Origin of the sequence: Streptomyces sp. NPDC079141, from assembly GCF_040686775.1 — a bacterium.
In the GTDB taxonomy this organism is placed as follows: domain Bacteria; phylum Actinomycetota; class Actinomycetes; order Streptomycetales; family Streptomycetaceae; genus Streptomyces.
This window is the reverse complement of sequence record NZ_JBFBLP010000001.1, coordinates 467,894-485,245: the sequence shown is the minus strand read 5'-3', so window position 1 is coordinate 485,245 and position 17,352 is coordinate 467,894. Positions and strand designations below refer to the sequence as shown.

The window sequence follows — 17,352 nt, the reverse complement described above, 5'->3', positions numbered from 1 at the left end:
CAGGGGCGCCAGCAGCCGGGGTTCAGTCCCGGCCACCCTTCTCCGCGGCAGGCCAGACGCCGGTGGTGCGCTCGATCGCCTTCGCCCCCGTACGATCGACCGCACTGCGCACCGCGGCGAAGATCGCGCCCTGGATCGCGGCTGCCAGCAGGATCTCCCCCCAGCCGCGGTCGCGGTCCAGCGCGTCGGGAGCGTCCTCCTCGTCGCGCAGCACCATCCACGTACGGCGGAAGGCGAGCCCCGCCAGTGCCCCGCTGACCCACCCCAGGACGAAACCCAACGGCCTGTAGGCGAGGGGGAGTTTCTTCCTCTTGGCCACGTCGGTCTCCTTCGTGTCGTCGGGCTCAGGCCCGGCCCCGGTCCGGCACCCGTTCCTCCCTGGGCACGGGCCCCGGCGGGGTGCCGTCCCCGAACGGCCGGCCGCCCAGCTGCTCGCGGTGGTGCGGGGTCAGCCAGCCGGACGGATCCGGGCCGAGCGGCACGATGCCGGTCGGATTGATGCCGGTGTGCACCTGGTAGTAGTGCCGCTTGATGTGGTCGAAGTCGACGGTGTCACCGAAGCCGGGCGTCTGGTAGAGGTCCCGGGCGTAGGCCCACAGCACCCGGTTCTCCGTCAGCTTCCAGCGGTTGCACTTGAAGTGGCCGTGGTAGACGGCGTCGAAGCGGACCAGCGTGGTGAACAGCCGGATGTCCGCCTCGGTGAGGGTGTCGCCGACGAGATACCGCTGCCCCTCCAGCAGTTCGGCCAGCCACTCCAGCCGCCGGAAGACCCGCGCGCACGCCTCCTCGTACTCCCGCTGACCGATGGCGAAGCCCGCCCGGTACACACCGTTGTTGACGTCCTCGTAGACGGCCGCCATCACCTCGTCGATGCGGTCGCGCAGCGCACGCGGGTACAGGTCGGGCGCCTCCGCGCGGTGCAGGGAGGTCCACTCGGTGGCGAAGTCGAGGGTGAGCTGCTGGTAGTCGTTGGTGACCAGCCTGCCGCTGGGCACGTCCACGATCGCGGGCACGCTCACCCCGCCGGGAGCGTCCGCCTCCCGCCGGTCGTAGGCCTCGGCCAGGTAGCGGATGCCGAGTACGGGGTCGCGGCCGCCCGGATCGAGGGTGAAGCGCCAGCTGCGGTCGTCCTGGACCGGATCGGCGACCGCCAGCGACAGGCCGCTGTCCAGCCCGAGCAGCCGCCGGGAGATCACCGCCCGGCTCGCCCACGGACAGGCACGGCTGACGACCAGCCGGTAGCGGCCCGCCTCCACCGGCCAGCCGTCCCGGCCGTCGGCCGTGATCCGGTCCGTGAAGTGGCTCTTGGACCGCTGGAACGACCTACGGCCGTACGAGGCGTTCCCGAGCCCCTCGCCGTCACTGCGCATGACCTCTCTCCTCCCGGCCGGACGACTGCCCCACGCCCACCGGGTCCCCCGATTTCCGCACTCGGCACGGCGTGCGGCGGCACACGAAAGCCCCGCCGCGACGGGGGAGCGCGGCGGGGCCTGACGCACGTGTGCCCGGCGGACACCGGTTCATGCGTGACCGGCCGAGAATTTTTTTCCGGACGCCCTCAGTCCCCGTCGACGGGCTCCAGCACGAAGACCGGGATCTCCCGGTCCGTCTTCCGCTGGTAGTCGGCGTACGGCGGATACGCGGCCACGGCACGCTCCCACCACGCGGCCTTCTCCGCCCCGGTGATCTCCCGGGCCTTCATGTCCTGCTTGTCCGGGCCGTCCTGAAGCTCCACATGGGGATCGGCCTTGACGTTGAAGTACCACACGGGGTGCTTGGGCGCCCCGCCCAGCGAGGCGACCGCGGCGTACCGCCCCTCGTGCTCGACACGCATCAGCGGCGTCTTGCGGAGCTTCCCGCTCCTGCTGCCCCGGGTCGTCAGCAGGATCACGGGCAGGCCCGTGTCCCTCAGCGTCGTCCCCTCGGTGCCGCCGGAGCGCTCGTACAGCTCCACCTGCTCGCGCACCCACCCGGTCGGGCTGGGCTCGTACTCGCCCTCAAGAGGCATGGCATCGGTCCCATCGTTGTGTTCCGCGACTGCCTGACACGTCCCTCAACACTGGCCCGGGCCGGTTTCATCCGTCCCGCACGTGACCGCCCCGCGGGGGGAATCCAGGCCAGAATTCCCCTTCGGGTGATCTGGCCGAACTTCGCGTCGAACCGTTCGATGCCCCGGGCATCTAATGACGACCGGCACGACGCCCCCCTTCGTCTGCGAGGTCTGCCATGACGGAACCGGACACCGTCGCCTTCCCCCAGAGCCGCACCTGCCCCTACCACCCACCCACCGCCTACGACCCGCTGCGCGGCACCCGTCCGCTGGCCCGGATCACCCTCTACGACGGCCGCCCGGCCTGGCTGGTCACCGGCCACGCCCTGGCCCGCAGCCTGCTGGCCGACCCGCGGCTGTCGGCCGTGCGCTCCCGCCCCGGCTTCCCGGCGCCCACCGCGCGCCTGGCGGCCGTACGCCATCGAAGGACCGCACTGTTGGGCGTCGACGACCCCCAACACCGCGTCCAGCGACGACTGATGGTGCCCTCCTTCACCCTCAAGCGGGCCGTCGAACTCCGCCCGGAGATCCAGCGGATCGTCGACGGGCGGATCGACGAGATGACCGTGCAGGGGCCGCCCGCCGAGCTGGTCGGCGCCTTCGCGCTGCCCGTGCCGTCGATGGTGATCTGTGCGCTGCTCGGCGTTCCCTACGCAGACCACGAGTTCTTCGAGGCGCAGTCACGACGGCTGCTGAGCGGGCCGGCGCCCGCCGACACCCAGGACGCGCGCGACCAACTGGAGGGATATTTCGGTGAGTTGATCGACCGGAAGCAGAAGCGGCCGGAGCCCGGCGAAGGCATCCTCGATGAACTGGCCCACCGGCAGCTGCGCGAGGGCGAACCCGGCCGGGAGGACCTGATCGCGCTGGCGCTGATTCTGCTCGTCGCGGGCCATGAGACCACCGCCAACATGATCTCCCTGGGCACCTTCACCCTTCTGCAACACCCCGACCGGCTGGCCGAGTTGCGCGCCGATCCGGAGCTGCTGCCCGGCGCGGTCGAGGAACTGCTGCGGATGCTGTCCATCGCGGACGGGCTGCTGCGGGTGGCGATGCGGGACATCGAGGCGGACGGGACGACGATCCGGGCGGGCGAGGGCGTGGTCTTCTCCACCTCGGTCATCAACCGCGACGAGTCCGTCTTCCCCGAGCCCGACATCCTGGACTGGGGGCGGGCCGCCCGCCACCATGTCGCGTTCGGCTTCGGTATCCACCAGTGCCTCGGCCAGAACCTGGCCCGCGCCGAGCTGGAGATCGCCCTGCGCACCCTTTTCCGGCGGCTGCCCACGCTCGCCCTCGCGGCTCCGGCCGACGAGATTCCCTTCAAGCCCGGCGACACGCTCCAGGGGATGCTGGAACTCCCCGTGACCTGGTAGGAGGCTGACGGCCATGCACATCGACATCGACCAGGACCTCTGTATCGGCGCCGGCCAGTGCGCACTGGCCGCACCCGGCGTCTTCGCTCAGGACGACGACGGCTTCAGCACCCTGCTGCCCGGCCGGGAGGACGGCTCCGGCGACCCGATGGTCCGCGAGGCCGCCAGGGCCTGCCCGGTCGGCGCGATCACCGTGGCGTAGCGCCCAGCAGCAGCCGCGCCGCCGCACGCGCCTCCCGCGCGGGCTCGGTGCTCCTGGTGATGCCCGCGGTGACCATCGCGCCCTCGGCCAGCAGGAACAGCTGCCCGGCCGCCGCGCCGGGCAGCCCCGCGTCCGTCACGAGACCGGTCAGGTACTCCCTGAACGCCCGCTTGTGCGCCCGCACCTGGGCCGTCACCCGGGCCGACGTCGCGCCCAGCTCGCCGTAGGAGTTGATCCACGCGCAGCCGCGGAAGCCGGGCTCGCCGAACCACTGCTCCAGCCAGTCGAAGACCGCCAGGATCCGCTCCTCGGGGTCCGGACTCTGCTCCACATGGGCGGCCAGGCGTCCGCGCCAGCGCTCGTCACGGCGCTCCAGATACGCCTCCACCAGCAGTTCCTTGGCCGGGAACAGCTGGTAGAGCCGCTTGAGCGAGACACCCGAGGTGCCGCGGACGTCGTCCATGCCCACCGACTGGATGCCCCGCCCGTAGAACAGCTCCTCGGCGGCGTCCAGGGCCCGTTCCCGGGCGGTTGCGCTGTCCATGTCCGACCACTCTCCGTACGACCGTCGCTTGACGGGAGAACCATCGTTCTCCTACGGTGTCGATCGTAGCGGAGAACGCACGTTCTCCCGAACCGTACGGAGGACCGCATGACCGCCCGCCCGCCCCTGCCCCCGTTCACCCGCGAGACCGCCGCCCAGAAGGTGCAGGCCGCCGAGGACGCCTGGAACACCCGCGATCCGCACAAGGTGGCGCTCGCCTACTCGGAGGACTCGGTCTGGCGCAACCGCGACACCTTCGTCACCGGGCGCGCCGAGATCGTCGAGTTCCTCACCGCGAAGTGGGCGCGCGAGGACGAGTACGCGCTGCGCAAGGACCTCTGGGCCTTCGACGGCAACCGCATCGCCGTCCGCTTCCAGTACGAGAGCCGCGACACCGACGGCCGCTGGTGGCGGTCGTACGGCAACGAGCTGTGGGAGTTCGACGAGCACGGCCTGATGACCCGACGCGAGGCCAGCATCAACGACGTGGCCATCGAGGAGAGCGAGCGCCGCATCCTCGGCCCGCGACCGGAGGCGGAGCGGGGAGCGTCGTTCCCGCTTCAGTAGGGTTTTCGGATGACCGAACAGGCCGGGAAGACCGGGAAACCCTTCCTCTACGTCGTCGTCTGCGCCGCCGGGATCGCCGACGGCGTCGACAAGCTCATCACCGCCGCGCAGGAGCGGGGCTGGGAGGTCGGCGTCATCGCCACGCCCGTCGCGATGAACGGCTTCTTCGACACCGCCGCCGTCGAGACCCGGACCGGCCGCCCGATCCGCTCCGCCTGGCGCACCCCGGGCGACCCGCGGCCCTTCCCACCGCCGGACGCGGTCGTCGTGGCACCGGCCACCTTCAACACCGTCAACAAGTGGGCGGCGGGCCTCGCCGACACCCTCGCCGTGGCCACCCTGTGCGAGACCTACGGCCTCGGCGTCCCCGTCGCCGTCCTGCCCTGCGTCGCCGACGCCCTGGCCGCCCACCCCGCCTACCGGGAGAGTCTGACCCGGCTGCGCGCGATGGGCGTCCGCTTCGGCGAGCCCTACTCGGGAGAACCCCAAGAGGGCGGCGGGCGACCGGAGTTCGGGTGGCAGCGGGCGCTGGATCTGCTCGACAGGCCATAGGGGCGGCCAACCCGGCCCAGGCGTTTCGCAGGACGTACGCTCCCCCTGGTACCGACCCCGAAGGCAGGAGCAGCAACGATGCAGTACGTGAAGCTCGGTTCGACGGGCCTGGACGTGTCGCGGATCTGTCTGGGCTGTATGACCTACGGGCTGCCCGACCGAGGCGTGCACGAGTGGACGCTCGACGAGGAGGCGTCACGCCCGCTGATCCGTCAGGCGCTCGAAGCCGGGATCAACTTCTTCGACACCGCGAACATCTACTCCGACGGCACCAGCGAGGAGATCGTCGGCAAGGCCCTGCGCGACTTCGCCCAGCGCGACGACGTCGTGCTGGCCACCAAGGTGCACGGGCGGATGCGGCCCGGGCCCAACGGCGGCGGCCTGTCCCGCAAGGTGATCATGACGGAGATCGACCACAGCCTGAGCCGGCTCGGCACCGACTACGTCGACCTGTACCAGATCCACCGCTACGACCCGCACACCCCGGTCGAGGAGACCATGGAGGCCCTGCACGACCTGGTGAAGGCCGGCAAGGTCCGCTACATCGGCGCGAGTTCGATGTACGCCTGGCAGTTCTCCAAGATGCAGTACACGGCCGAGCGGTACGGCTGGACGAAGTTCGTCTCCATGCAGAACCACTACAACCTCCTCTACCGCGAGGAGGAGCGCGAGATGCTGCCGCTCTGCGCGGACCAGGGCGTCGGCGTGCTCCCGTGGAGCCCGCTGGCCCGCGGCCGGCTCACCCGGGACTGGGGCACGGTCACCGAACGCAGCGCCAACGACAACTTCGGTAACCGCCTCTACCAGGAGGGCGACCGCGCGATCGTCGACGCGGTCACCCGCGTCGCGAACGACCGCGCAGTGCCGCGCGCCCAGGTCGCCCTGGCCTGGCTGCTGCACCAGGACACGGTGGCCGCGCCGATCGTCGGCGCGGCCAAGCCGCGGCACATCGAGGACGCGGTGGCAGCGGTGGAGCTCGAACTCAGCGACAAGGAGACCGAGGAGCTGGAGCAGGCGTACACGGCTCGTCCGATCGTCGGTCATTGACGGTCAATGGGGTCCCTGTGGCGCGAACTCCGTGCCGCAGGGGCCCGCCCCCTCGCTCTCCGGCAGCACGACCCGCTCGCCGCCCATCGTGAGGGTCCGGTAGTAGCCGCCGATCCGCGCGGTCGAACGTCCCACGTAGTGACCGATGAACGACCGGCGGAACCGGTCGGACGAACGGTTGGGCTGCGACCCGTGCACCAGACTCCCGTTGAAGAACAGCACGTCGCCCGGCGCCAGGTCGACCGGCACCGCCGCAAGCCCGGCCGGCGGCGGAACGTACTCCCGCGCGAACGAGACGTCCTCGTCCGCCACTTCGGGACAGAACAGGTCCATCTCATGGGTGCCGGGGACGACTTCGAGGCCCCCGTTCTCCCGGTCGATCTCGTCGCAGGCGATCCAGGCCGCCACACAGGTGCCCGGCTCGACCCGCAGATAGAAGTTGTCCTGGTGCAGCGCCTGCCCACGGGCACCCGGGGGCTTGAAGTAGAACATGCTCTGCGCGGCCAGCACCTCCTCCCCGAGCAGCACTTCCAGCACGGAGCGCAGCCGGGGGTCGAGCAGCACGCCGCGGGCCGTCCCGTTGATCTCGTGCGGCTGCATCACCCGCGGGTACCTGCGCAGGGGGTCGGCGTCCGACCCGCGCGGCTCGAAATGCCCCGGCACCGGCCCGGCCGCGTGCAGCGCCGCGAACTCCGCGCGCAACCGCTCGATCTCGTCGTACCCGAACAGCCCGCGTACGACGGTGAATCCGTCCGAGCGGAACCGGGGCAGGATGGAGGCGCCGGAGGCGCCGATGTCCGTGGCTGTCATGCGTCCACTCCTCGTTCAGGTGTCCTCGGCCCGCCACGCTAGGCCGACGCGCACCCGAGGAGGATGCCCGTGCATGCTGACCGATTGCCCGACACTGCTGATCCCGGCGACCCCGCGCCGCCGCCGGGCGTGGTGGTGATCGGGCACTTCGACCAGCCGCCGGGCTACGGCGTCGACCGGCCGCGCGGCGCGGACAGCTGGCTGTTCACCTGGACCACCGGCGGCCACGGGCGGCTGCGCCAGGGCAGCGCCGTGACGCGGGCCGGCGCCGGGGACCTGGTGGCCCTCGCGCCGGGCGTCCCGCACCGCTACGGCGTCGAACCGGGCGCGGAGCACTGGCGGTTCTGGTGGGCGCACTGCCAGGCCCGCCCCTCCTGGCAGTCCTGGCTGCGCCCGTACGACGCCGGGGACGGGATGTACGTCGTGAGCCCGACGCCGGCCGCGGTGCACGACCGCGTGGCGGCGGCGTTCGTCCGTATGCTCGCCGACGCGCGCTGGACGGGCGCGGAGGCGCCGCCCGCCGCGCAGGCCACGGACGACTCGATCGCCGTGGCGCACGGCACCGCCGCCCGCGAACTCGCCCTGTGCTCACTGGAGGAGGCCGTCCTGCTCACGGCCGCCACCGCGCGGACGCCGTCGCCCAGGCCCGGCGTCGACGCCCGTGTACTGCGTGCGGAGGCGCTGATCGCCGCCGATCCCGCCGCCCCGCACACGGTCCGATCGCTCGCCGCGCAGGTCGCGCTGTCGCCCTCCCGCTTCGCCCATCTGTACACCCAGCAGCTCGGCCGCTCGCCGATGCGGGCGCTGCGCGAGGCGCGGCTGCGGCATGCCGCGCGTCTGCTGGAGAGCACCGACCTGTCCGTGGAACGTGTGGCGGCGGCGTCGGGCTTTGCCAGTCCCTTTCACTTCAACCGGGTCTTCCGCGAGCGGTACGGGATGCCGCCGGGCGCGTACCGGGCGGGCGGCCCAATGGTTGGCGCCGGAGTCGGGGAAGGCGGGTGAAGGTGAATGGGCCCGTATGACCAGGCGATGGAGCCGGGGCACCCATGCTCAATGGTTTTCGGCGGCGTCCTGAGCGAAGCCGACTGATTGCCATTTCCGATTTCATGCGGGACCCCGCAATCCACGGGATTGAGTTATTGACGGTCGGTCAATTGCCTGTGGCTACTACACGGTACGAAAAGTTTCGGAATCACTTGTTCCCTGTCCTTGACCTGTGCAAAGGTGGCCAACGCTCCCTCACGCCCCACGCTTCACAAGAGCCGCGCCCGGAGCATACCTATTGGTATGGACCTTCAATGCCGCAAGTTCTCCGGAGGAATGCCGTCGTGCATGACGCAGGCCTGTCGAATTCACCGGACGCCGCCGACCTCTTCGATGTGACCGACGCCGAACTGAGCGCCGAACTGAAGAAGTGGACAGGGGCGTCACCGGCGCTCCACCCCGTCGGTGAACTCCTGGACCGCCACTGGGAAGCGGGCTTCGCCTATGCGCGGCTGTGCACCGCGGACGCACGGTCCGCGGGCATGCTCACCACCGCGGCGTTCACCCGGCTCTTCGGCGAGACACTGCGGCAGACCGGGCCTACCTCGGCATGGCGCCCCCACCTGCTGGTCACCGTCCGCCGTATCGCCGCCGAGTGGGACACCGACCAGCGACGCGAACTCCTCCACCCCGAGCTGCAATCCGGCGCCGACGGCCAACGCGCCGCCGCCCGCCTGCTGCCGCCCGCCCACCTGCGTCTGCTCTCCGGGGCGTTCCAGCGGCTGCCCCAGTCGGCCCGCTGCCTGCTGTGGCACACCGAGGTCGAGGCCGAACCGCTGCGCACCCCGGCCGGACTGCTGGGCCTGGACGAGGAGGGCGCCCGGATCGAACTCGGGCGCGCCCGCGACCGGTTGCGCGAGGAATGCCTCCAGCTCCACCGCGAACTCGCCCCGGAACAGGAGTGCCGCCGCTACCTCCGGCTGCTCGACGTCACCTACCGGCGCGGCGGCGCCGACCTCGACCCCGACCTGCGCGAGCACCTGGACCACTGCCGACACTGCCGACCCACCGCCGACCAGCTGAGCTCCTTCAACAGCTACCTGGGCCCGGCACTGGCAGAGGCCGTCCTCGGCTGGGGCGCGCAGGCCTACCTGGAGTCCAGGACGGCCGTTGACGACGCCGACGCCGAGACGGCGCCGGCGGCCATGGCGGGGGAGGACTTCAGCACCGTTCAGGAGATACCGCCGGTTGTGGGCAGGGGCGCCCCGGCTGCGGCTGCGGTGTGGCCGGGGCCGCCCGCAGCAGCCGCCGCCGTTCCGCCTGCCGGGCCTGCGCCTGCTGACGGTACGGAGTCCGGCGCTCGCGCGGGCTTCCGTCGTCGGGACCCGGCCGGTTCGGAGTCCGGCCTTCGCTCCGGCTCAAGTCGTCGGGATTCCGCCCGTGTGGAGCCTGTTGCGCCGCCAGGCCCTCAGTCGGGCCTGCGTGGGTGGGACTCGGTCGGCGTGGAGCCTGGTGCGGAGTCCGGCGCTCGCCCGGGCCTCGACGGGTGGGACCTGGCCGACATGGAGTCCGGCCTTCGTCCCGGCTCCCGCAGCCAGGACCCCTCCCGTACAGACCCCCGCGCGGAGCCGGGCCCTCGCCCGGGCCGTCGTCGCGGCGCCGCCCGCACGGCGTCCGGCCCCGGCTCGGCCCCCGCCGGTCGCTCCGCGCAGCGCAGTGCGCGGCGTGCCGCGCGGCGGCGCAACCTGGCTGTGGCCGTGGTGACGGTGGCCGCCGTGGTCGTGGTCCCGTTGGTGCTGTGGTCGGCGCTCGGTCCGGGCGACGAGACCGGTCCGGCCGACGGTGAACGGCCCTCCGAGGCCTCCGGCTCCGGCAACGCGGCGAGCACCGACCCGTCCTGGGCCGGTGCCGAGGAAGCCGCGCAGGGCACGCTGACCGGGCGGCTGCACAACCTCTCCTCCGGCCAGTGCGTCGGCGTCGTCGGCGGCAAGGCGGTCCTGGGGGCCGAGACCGAACTCGTCAAGTGCTCCGCGCAGGCAGGACAGCAGTGGTCGTACGAGACCGACGGACTGCTGCGCAGCGTCGCCGACCCCGGTCTGTGTCTGGACTCCCGCCTCGGCTACTCGGTGCGGCTGGCCCCGTGCACGGAAGCGTCCCATCCCGACGCCCGGAACGTCCGCTACGACTTCACGCTCCGGGGCGCCCTGGTCCCGCGCTGGAACCAGGACCTGGCCCTGACCCCTGCCGCCACGGACGGCTCCGGTGCCCTCGTGGTGAAGACGCGAGCGGAGCGGACGCGGGCGGAGGCCGCGGCCCAGCGCTGGGTGGTCGACACCTCCAAGCCCGAGCTCCAACTGGAGGTCGTCAACTGGGACATGGTCGAGGAGACCCCCTCCGCGAGCCCTGCTCCCCGCCCGTCGAACACACCCACGGCCAATCCGTCACCGAAGCGGTCGTCGCCGGACCCCACGCCGACCGCCTCGGACCCGACGCCCACGCCCACGCCCTGCTACGCGTATGGGTGCTCATGGGACGGCGACTACGGCTTCGGAGACGGCCGCCACTCCGGAGACGGCGACGGACGGCACTGAGGAAGCCGCGGATCGGCCCCCTGCGGACCGCTCAGGGCCCCGCGCCCGGCGCGAACACGGTGAGGTGCACCGTGGAGGCGTTGCCGGACACCGGCACCGCACCGGCCGTCCACGGCACTTCGAGCGGTTCCCGCTCGTCCGGCGGGGTCACCAGCAGTGCTGCGGGGCGGGCGGTGCGGGCCCCGCTGATCTGCGGGCTGCTGAACGACAGCCCCGCCCAGGCGCTGCTGCCCGGCGCCAGGGTCACGGACGCGGGGGAGCCGGGGGAGCGCTCGGGGTCCGGGCCCAGCTGGGCGCCCGAGGCGTCGACGAAGGCGGCGCCGGGATAGCCGTAGACCGTGCAGGTGCGGTCGGAGGCGTTGGTCAGGACGATCGGGAAGTTCCGCTGGCCGGCGCCCGGGTCGACGCGGCCGACCTCGGCGCGCAGCTCGGTGGTGCGGCAGCGGCCCTCGGTGACCGTGGTCCCGGCCGCGGACGGGGTGGGGGAGGCCGGTTCGGTGGCGGCGGCCCGGTCGCTCGGGCTGCTGCTCGACGGCGTTCCGGCGGGGGTGTCGGACGGGGCGGGCAGTTGCTGCGGGGCGGTCGTCGTGCCCTCGGTGCCGCACGCGGTCAGTGCCCCGAGCACCGCGACCGCGCTCGCGACCAGGGCGGCCCTGCGTGCGGAGGAGGACGTGTTCGCCATGGTTCTTCACGCTCCTGAAAGCGCTGCTGAAGGTTCGTCAGTCGGTGCCCGACGGGTGGTGCCTCTTGTTGAGTGTCCGCCGCACGCAAGGGGAAACCCAGAGGCTTACCGGCCGGGTCACTCCTCGTCGACAAGGGCCAGCTCGGCCCAGATCGTCTTGCCGTCGGTGGTGTGCCGGCTGCCCCAGCGCTGGGTGAGCTGGGCGACCAGCAGCAGCCCGCGCCCGCCCTCGTCCCAGGTCTTGGCCCGGCGCAGATGCGGGGCCGTGTGGCTGCTGTCGGAGACCTCGCAGATCAGGGTGGCCGCGTCGTGGATGAGCCGCAGCCTGATGGGCTGGGAGCCGTACCGGATGGCGTTGGTCACCAGCTCGCTCACCACCAGCTCGGCCGTGAACGACGCCTCGCTCAGCTCCCACAGGTCGAGCTGCTCGACGACCTGCTTGCGGATCGGTGCGACCAGCGCCGGATCGGCCGGGATGTCCCAGGTGGCCACCTGCGACGCGGGCAGCCCCCGGGTGCGCGCCAGCAGCAGCGCGACGTCGTCGGCGACCCCGCCCGGCGGCAGCAGCATGTGCAGGATCCGGTCGCAGGTCTCGTCCAGCGAGTCGGCGGGGGCCGACAGTGCCTCGCTCAGCAGCGCGTGCCCGGCGTCGGGATCGCGCTCGCGGCTCGCGATCAGACCGTCGGTGTAGAACGACAGCACGGTGCCCTCGGGCAGGTCCAGCTCGGCCGACTCGAAGGGCAGTCCGCCGAGGCCCAGCGGCGGCCCCGCGGGCAGGTCGAGCTGCCGGGGCGCTCCGGCCGGCGGGACCAGCACGGGCGAGGGGTGGCCCGCCCGGGCCAGGGTGCAGCGCCGCGAGACGGGGTCGTACACCGCGTACAGACAGGTGGCGCCGACCTCGCCGGGGCTGCCCTCGCTGCCCGCCTCCGCCGACAGCCGGACCACCAGGTCGTCGAGGTGGGTGAGCAGCTCGTCGGGGGCCAGGTCGATGTCGGCGAGGGTGCGTACGGCGGTACGCAGCCGGCCCATGGTGGCCGAGGCCTGGACGCCGTGACCGACTACGTCGCCGACGACCAGGGCGACCCGCATCCCGGACAGCGGGATCACGTCGAACCAGTCCCCGCCGACGCCCGAGCGTGCCGCCGGGAGGTAGCGGGAGGCCGCTTCGACGGCGGCGGTGCGTGGCAGCGTCCGGGGCAGCAGGCTGCGCTGGAGGGCGAGGGCGGTCTCGCGCTCGCGGGAGTAGCGGCGGGCGTTGTCGACGCACACGGCCGCGCGAGCGGTGATCTCCTCGGCCAGCAGGACGTCGTCGTCGGTGAAGGGGTCCGGCCTGCGGAACCGGGTCAGCACGGCGACGCCGAGGGTCAGGCCACGGGCCTGGATCGGCACCGACATCGTGGAGTGGATGCCGTACTCCCTCACCCGTTCGCTGCGGGCCGAGTCCTGGCGCAGCCAGTCGTCGAGCTGGCCGGTGGGCACCGAGGCGACGACGGACCGGCCCGCCGTCAGCGAGGCGGCCTGCGGGGACTCGGCGGGGTAGAACTCCAGCTGCCCCGGTTTGACCACCGCCTCGGGGCTGCCCGGGTTCACCGACTGGTGGGCGGCGCGGCGCAGACCCACCGGGGCGACGAGCGGCGTGGGCGGTTCGCCGCCCTGACCCTGCGGGTCGAGCAGGTCCACGCTGACGAAGTCCGCGAGCGCGGGCACGCACACATCCGCGAGCTCCTGCGCCGTTCGGGTGACGTCGAGGGTGCTGCCGATGCGGACGCTCGCCTCGTTGACCAGCTGGAGCCGCTCCCGGGCGAGGTAGTTCTCGGTGAAGTCGTGGGCGGCCAGGCACACCCCGTGCACCCGCCCGTCGGCATCGGTGACCGGCGCCATCCGGGCCAGCCAGGCGTGGGCGCGCTCCTCGCCGCCGGTACGCATGTACGTCTGCACGTCCTGGGCCCGCCCGGTGGCCAGCACCCGTGCCAGGTGCTCCTCCAGCTCCTCGCTCTGCGTCTTGCCGCCGATCTCGGACAGCCGCAGCCCCCGGATGCGCTCCTCGGGCAGCCCGATCACCTCGGCCATGGCGTCGTTGACCCGGCTCAGCCGCAGCCGCTCGTCGTAGACGGCGACGGCGCACGGGGACTGGATGAGCGCCGAGGACAGCGGGTCGTCCGGGGAGCGGGGGGCGCGGCCCTCCAGCGGGGTGACCACGAGCCAGTGGGCCGCGCGGCCGCCGTGGGGCGGCCGGTGGTGGGCCAGCAGCCAGACCCGCACGGTGTGGCCGTCGTGGTGGCGCAGCGCGAGCGTGCCGTGCCAGCGGGGGCCCGTCGGGGCGGGCACGGCGCCGTCGACCACCAGGTCGGCGGCGGGCCGGCCCACGACCTCGGCGGGCGGCCAGCCCAGCAGACGCCGGGCACCGGCGTTCCACTCCAGCAGGGTGCCGTGCTGATCGATGACAGCCCGAGCCGTTGCGGCGTCGTCGAACGGGTCGTGCGGGGTCATCGTCGCCACTCCAACGCGGACACTCACAGTGAACAGGCGCGTCACTTGAGTTCCAGCCTAGTGCGTCCGGGCCTTCGGCGGACGGGAACCCCTGTGCGGGCGGTCGAACGAGCGAGACCGGGAAACCGGCACGGGGCGCCCAGGGCTCTCCCCGACCCTTGACGATGTTGTGTGGCATCCCGTCAGAATCTGTGTGTTCACGATCAGTTGTGAGTACTTCTGGGCCCTGATGAGGGAGAGCCGCCATGACGGTCACACGCAGATCGGTACTGATCGCCTCCACGGCCGCGCCCGCGGCCGGAGCGCTGCTGGGCGCTCCGGCGCAGGCCGCCGAGACCGCAGCGGGCGCCGGGGGCCGTTCCGGCCGCCACACCGTCCCGCTGCGCGACGGCTGGCGCTTCGCGCTGGTCAACCCGGGCGGGATCACCGACCCGACCGGCGCGTACGCCGACGCCGCCGACCCCGGACACGACGATTCGGCCTGGCGGGAGGTCGCCGTCCCGCACGACTGGTCGATCGAGCTCGCCCCGACCACCGAGCACGGCACCACCAGCGGCACCGGCTTCTTCCCCGGCGGCCTCGGCTGGTACCGCCTGGCCTTCACCCTGCCGCCCACGCTCGCCGGCAAGCGGATCTCGGTGGAGTTCGACGGCGTCTACATGGACTCGTACGTCCACTGCAACGGCGAGGAGGTCGGTCGGCACCCTTACGGCTACACCGGCTTCGCCCTGGACCTGACCGACCTGCTGCACACCGACGGCACCACCGAGAACGTCCTCGCGGTCAAGGTGCAGAACCAGCTGCCCAGCAGCCGCTGGTACTCCGGCAGCGGCATCTACCGCGAGGCCCGGCTCGTCGTCACCGAACCGGTGCACGTGGCGCGCTGGGGCACATACGTCACGACCCCGGACGTCACCGAGGAACGGGCCGTCGTCCGCGTGCGGACCTCGGTGGTCAACGCCTCCGGCAGCGGCACCGACGTCGAGGTCGTCTCCCGCATAGCCGGCCCCGGCGGCCGCACCGTGGCCCGTGCGTCCACCACCGTCGCCGTCACAGACTGGGCGACCGCGACCCATGAACTCACCGTCCCCGAACCGCGGTTGTGGGACTTCGCCGCGCCGCACCGCTACACCCTGCACACCGAACTCCGCGTCGGCGGCGAGACCGTCGACACCTACCGCACCCCCTTCGGCATCCGCACCTTCCGCTTCGACGCGAACGAGGGCTTCTTCCTCAACGGCTCCCACACCAAGATCCGGGGCGTCGACCTCCACCACGACCTGGGCGCGCTCGGTGCCGCGGTGAGCATCGACGCGGTCCGCAGACAGATGACGATCATGCGGTCCATGGGCGTCAACGCCCTGCGCACCTCCCACAATCCGCCCGCCCCGGAGGTGATCCAGGTCTGCGAGGAGATGGGCGTCATCATGATGGTCGAGGCCTTCGACTGCTGGCGGACGGGCAAGAACCGCTACGACTACGGGCGGTTCTTCGACGAATGGGGTGCCAAGGACGCCACCGAGATGGTGCTGGCGGCCCGCAACTCGCCCGCCGTCGTCCTGTGGTCCATCGGCAACGAGGTCCCCGACTCCACCTCCACCGCCGGCCTCGCCATGGCCGACCGCGTCATCGACGCCATCAAGGCCGCCGACGCCACCCGGCCGCTCGTCATCGGCTCCGACAAGTACCGGCGGCTGCCCGCCAAGGGCTCGGCGGCCGACCTGATGCTGGCCAAGCTGGACGGTCTCGGCCTCAACTACAACACCGCCAAGTCCGTGGACGCCCTGCACGCGGCCTACCCGCACCTGTTCCTCTTCGAGTCCGAGTCCTCCTCGGAGACCTCCACCCGCGGCACCTACCAGGAGCCCGAACGCCTCAACACCGGCGAGAACTACACCCCGGGCCGGCGGGCGACCTCCTCGTACGACAACAACCTCGCCTCCTGGACCATGAGCGGGGAGTACGGGCACAAGAAGGACCGCGACCGCAAGTGGTTCACGGGGCAGTTCCTGTGGTCGGGCATCGACTACATCGGCGAGCCCACGCCGTACGACGTGTTCCCGGTGAAGGCGTCCTTCTTCGGCGCGGTCGACACGGCAGGCTTCCCCAAGGACATGTACTACCTGTTCCGGAGCCAGTGGACGAGCGAGCCCATGGTCCACCTGCTGCCGACGACCTGGAACCACGAGGCGGGCGACACGGTCGAGGTGTGGGCGTACTCCAACGTCGACACCGTCGAACTCTTCCTCAACGGCCGGTCCCTGGGCACCCGGACCTTCGACACCAAGGAGACGGTCGACGGCCGGGTCTACCTGGAGACCACCGAGGCCACCGGCGACGACAAGACCTTCACCGACGGCCCCTACCCCGGCAGCTACACCAGCCCCAACGGCAGCGCCGGCAAACTCCACCTGACCTGGAAAGTGGCCTACGAGCCGGGCGAGTTGAAGGCGGTGGCGCGCAGCGAGGGCAGGGTCGTCGCGACCGACGTGCTGCGCACCGCCGGCCGGCCGCACTCCGTACGGCTCACCGCCGACCGCAAGTCCCTTGCCGCCGACGGCCGTTCACTGGTCTTCGTGACCGCCGAGGTCGTCGACGCCCGGGGCGTGCCGGTCCCCGACGCCGAGGACCTCCTCGCCTTCGACGTGCGCGGAGGCTCGCTCGCCGGGCTCGACAACGGCCGCCAGGAGAGCGCCGAACGGTACCAGGCGAGCACCCGGACCGCCTTCCACGGCAAGGCACTCGCGATCGTGCGGTCCGGCACGAAGGCGGGCGAACTGACGGTGACCGCACGGGCCGAGGGCCTGCGCGCGGGCACCCTCACCGTGCGCACCACGCACGCCGACCAGGTCGCGCTGACCCCGGCCGCGGACTTCGCGCCGGACCAGCCCGAACCGCCGAAATACCCGCACGCGGACGCCAGTTACTCCGGCCGCCCGGACACCCTCCCGGCTGCCATGCTCGACGGCGACCCGGCCACCGGCTGGTCCAACGCCTTCCACAAGGCACCGACGGCCCTGCTGCCCGCCTTCGACGGCGCCCGCGCCGAGGACTGGGTCTCCGTGGACTTCGGACGGGCGCGGACCCTGGACCGGGTCGAGGTGTCCTTCACCGTCGACGCCGGACACACCCTGCCCGCCTCCGTCGAGGCCGCCATCTGGGACGGCCGCAGGTGGGCGCCCGTCACCGGGGCCTCCGTCGACTGGGCCACCGCCTCGGACGCGCCGACGGTGATCGCCTTCGACGCGGTGCGCGGCTCCCGGCTGCGCCTGACGCTGACCAGCCGTCACCCCGGCGAGGCGCGCGGGGCGCTGTGCATCAGCAGGCTGGCGGCGCCGGGCGTCTGACCGGGGCGCGCGCGGTCCGGGCGGGAAGTGCTCCCACCAGTCCCGTCCGGACCGTTGACGCCGTGTCATGACTGGAACAACCATGGCGTACGTCAGTAAATGGGAGCGCT

Annotated in this window: 15 protein-coding genes; 8 read left to right on the top strand and 7 right to left on the bottom strand. The window is 72.2% G+C overall.

All coding sequences use genetic code 11. The features are described from left to right. Positions 1–22: 22 nt before the first annotated feature. The 3 genes from AB0Q90_RS02230 to AB0Q90_RS02220 form a co-directional block, all read right to left on the bottom strand. Complete coding sequence (locus AB0Q90_RS02230; RefSeq protein ID WP_363162659.1) at positions 23–319, bottom strand: DUF4235 domain-containing protein; 297 nt, start codon at positions 317–319, stop codon at positions 23–25. A gap of 25 nt (positions 320–344) precedes the next feature. Further along, positions 345–1,370 (bottom strand): glutathione S-transferase C-terminal domain-containing protein, encoded by a 1,026-nt coding sequence (locus AB0Q90_RS02225; protein ID WP_363162660.1) that lies wholly within the window; start codon positions 1,368–1,370, stop codon positions 345–347. Positions 1,371–1,558: 188 nt separating this feature from the next. Beyond that, positions 1,559–2,008, bottom strand: a complete 450-nt coding sequence (locus AB0Q90_RS02220) for a nitroreductase family deazaflavin-dependent oxidoreductase (protein WP_363162661.1) — start codon at positions 2,006–2,008, stop codon at positions 1,559–1,561. A gap of 218 nt (positions 2,009–2,226) precedes the next feature. Here AB0Q90_RS02220 and AB0Q90_RS02215 point away from each other — a divergent pair, with 218 nt between their 5' ends. Together AB0Q90_RS02215 and AB0Q90_RS02210 are read left to right on the top strand one after the other, a co-directional pair. Then, a complete protein-coding gene (locus AB0Q90_RS02215; RefSeq protein WP_363162662.1) occupies positions 2,227–3,426 on the top strand; it encodes a cytochrome P450 in 1,200 nt (399 codons plus the stop codon). A 13-nt stretch (positions 3,427–3,439) separates the two neighbouring features. Continuing rightward, entirely contained in the window at positions 3,440–3,628 is a 189-nt protein-coding gene (locus tag AB0Q90_RS02210; protein ID WP_363162663.1) for a ferredoxin, read from the top strand. On the opposite strand, the gene AB0Q90_RS02205 is transcribed toward AB0Q90_RS02210, so the two are convergent. Beyond that, positions 3,615–4,172, bottom strand: coding sequence for a TetR/AcrR family transcriptional regulator (locus AB0Q90_RS02205; protein ID WP_363162664.1), 558 nt, complete (start codon positions 4,170–4,172; stop codon positions 3,615–3,617). The two genes, AB0Q90_RS02210 and AB0Q90_RS02205, sit on opposite strands and share 14 nt — an antisense overlap. A gap of 108 nt (positions 4,173–4,280) precedes the next feature. On the opposite strand from AB0Q90_RS02205, the gene AB0Q90_RS02200 reads away from it, so the two are divergent. The 3 genes from AB0Q90_RS02200 to AB0Q90_RS02190 all read left to right on the top strand — a co-directional run bounded on the left by AB0Q90_RS02200 (position 4,281) and on the right by AB0Q90_RS02190 (position 6,338). Continuing rightward, positions 4,281–4,739, top strand: a complete 459-nt coding sequence (locus AB0Q90_RS02200; protein WP_363162665.1) for a nuclear transport factor 2 family protein — start codon at positions 4,281–4,283, stop codon at positions 4,737–4,739. A 9-nt stretch (positions 4,740–4,748) separates the two neighbouring features. Continuing rightward, positions 4,749–5,291 (top strand): flavoprotein, encoded by a 543-nt coding sequence (locus tag AB0Q90_RS02195; protein ID WP_363162666.1) that lies wholly within the window; start codon positions 4,749–4,751, stop codon positions 5,289–5,291. Between the two features lie 78 nt (positions 5,292–5,369). Continuing rightward, on the top strand, positions 5,370–6,338 hold the full coding sequence (locus AB0Q90_RS02190; RefSeq protein ID WP_363162667.1) for an aldo/keto reductase: 969 nt from the start codon (positions 5,370–5,372) through the stop codon (positions 6,336–6,338). Positions 6,339–6,341: 3 nt separating this feature from the next. Here the strand turns inward: AB0Q90_RS02190 and AB0Q90_RS02185 are convergent, their stop codons facing one another. Then, entirely contained in the window at positions 6,342–7,148 is an 807-nt protein-coding gene (locus AB0Q90_RS02185; protein ID WP_363162668.1) for a phytanoyl-CoA dioxygenase family protein, read from the bottom strand. A 63-nt stretch (positions 7,149–7,211) separates the two neighbouring features. On the opposite strand from AB0Q90_RS02185, the gene AB0Q90_RS02180 reads away from it, so the two are divergent. Together AB0Q90_RS02180 and AB0Q90_RS02175 are read left to right on the top strand one after the other, a co-directional pair. Beyond that, positions 7,212–8,150, top strand: coding sequence for a helix-turn-helix domain-containing protein (locus tag AB0Q90_RS02180; protein WP_363162669.1), 939 nt, complete (start codon positions 7,212–7,214; stop codon positions 8,148–8,150). Between the two features lie 326 nt (positions 8,151–8,476). Then, complete coding sequence (locus tag AB0Q90_RS02175; RefSeq protein ID WP_365732563.1) at positions 8,477–10,723, top strand: RICIN domain-containing protein; 2,247 nt, start codon at positions 8,477–8,479, stop codon at positions 10,721–10,723. Positions 10,724–10,754: 31 nt separating this feature from the next. On the opposite strand, the gene AB0Q90_RS02170 is transcribed toward AB0Q90_RS02175, so the two are convergent. Both AB0Q90_RS02170 and AB0Q90_RS02165 read right to left on the bottom strand, forming a co-directional pair. Next, a complete protein-coding gene (locus AB0Q90_RS02170) occupies positions 10,755–11,405 on the bottom strand; it encodes a DUF4232 domain-containing protein (protein WP_363164736.1) in 651 nt (216 codons plus the stop codon). Between the two features lie 117 nt (positions 11,406–11,522). After that, entirely contained in the window at positions 11,523–13,895 is a 2,373-nt protein-coding gene (locus tag AB0Q90_RS02165; RefSeq protein ID WP_363164735.1) for a SpoIIE family protein phosphatase, read from the bottom strand. Positions 13,896–14,140: 245 nt separating this feature from the next. On the opposite strand from AB0Q90_RS02165, the gene AB0Q90_RS02160 reads away from it, so the two are divergent. Beyond that, the gene (locus AB0Q90_RS02160; protein WP_363164734.1) at positions 14,141–17,242 is read left to right on the top strand and encodes a glycoside hydrolase family 2 TIM barrel-domain containing protein; all 3,102 of its coding nucleotides are present in this window, start codon (positions 14,141–14,143) and stop codon (positions 17,240–17,242) included. The last annotated feature ends 110 nt before the right edge of the window (positions 17,243–17,352 follow it).

Excerpts from the sequence above, each read along its gene's own strand:
- AB0Q90_RS02205 (WP_363162664.1), bottom strand. The coding sequence starts at position 4,172 with ATGGACAGCGCAACCGCCCGGGAACGGGCCCTGGACGCCGCCGAGGAG.
- AB0Q90_RS02195 (WP_363162666.1), top strand. The coding sequence starts at position 4,749 with ATGACCGAACAGGCCGGGAAGACCGGGAAACCCTTCCTCTACGTCGTC.
- AB0Q90_RS02225 (WP_363162660.1), bottom strand. The coding sequence starts at position 1,370 with ATGCGCAGTGACGGCGAGGGGCTCGGGAACGCCTCGTACGGCCGTAGG.
- AB0Q90_RS02215 (WP_363162662.1), top strand. The coding sequence starts at position 2,227 with ATGACGGAACCGGACACCGTCGCCTTCCCCCAGAGCCGCACCTGCCCC.
- AB0Q90_RS02185 (WP_363162668.1), bottom strand. The coding sequence starts at position 7,148 with ATGACAGCCACGGACATCGGCGCCTCCGGCGCCTCCATCCTGCCCCGG.
- AB0Q90_RS02170 (WP_363164736.1), bottom strand. The coding sequence starts at position 11,405 with ATGGCGAACACGTCCTCCTCCGCACGCAGGGCCGCCCTGGTCGCGAGC.
- AB0Q90_RS02180 (WP_363162669.1), top strand. The coding sequence starts at position 7,212 with ATGCCCGTGCATGCTGACCGATTGCCCGACACTGCTGATCCCGGCGAC.
- AB0Q90_RS02190 (WP_363162667.1), top strand. The coding sequence starts at position 5,370 with ATGCAGTACGTGAAGCTCGGTTCGACGGGCCTGGACGTGTCGCGGATC.
- AB0Q90_RS02165 (WP_363164735.1), bottom strand. The coding sequence starts at position 13,895 with ATGACCCCGCACGACCCGTTCGACGACGCCGCAACGGCTCGGGCTGTC.
- AB0Q90_RS02160 (WP_363164734.1), top strand. The coding sequence starts at position 14,141 with ATGACGGTCACACGCAGATCGGTACTGATCGCCTCCACGGCCGCGCCC.
- AB0Q90_RS02200 (WP_363162665.1), top strand. The coding sequence starts at position 4,281 with ATGACCGCCCGCCCGCCCCTGCCCCCGTTCACCCGCGAGACCGCCGCC.
- AB0Q90_RS02210 (WP_363162663.1), top strand. The coding sequence starts at position 3,440 with ATGCACATCGACATCGACCAGGACCTCTGTATCGGCGCCGGCCAGTGC.
- AB0Q90_RS02220 (WP_363162661.1), bottom strand. The coding sequence starts at position 2,008 with ATGCCTCTTGAGGGCGAGTACGAGCCCAGCCCGACCGGGTGGGTGCGC.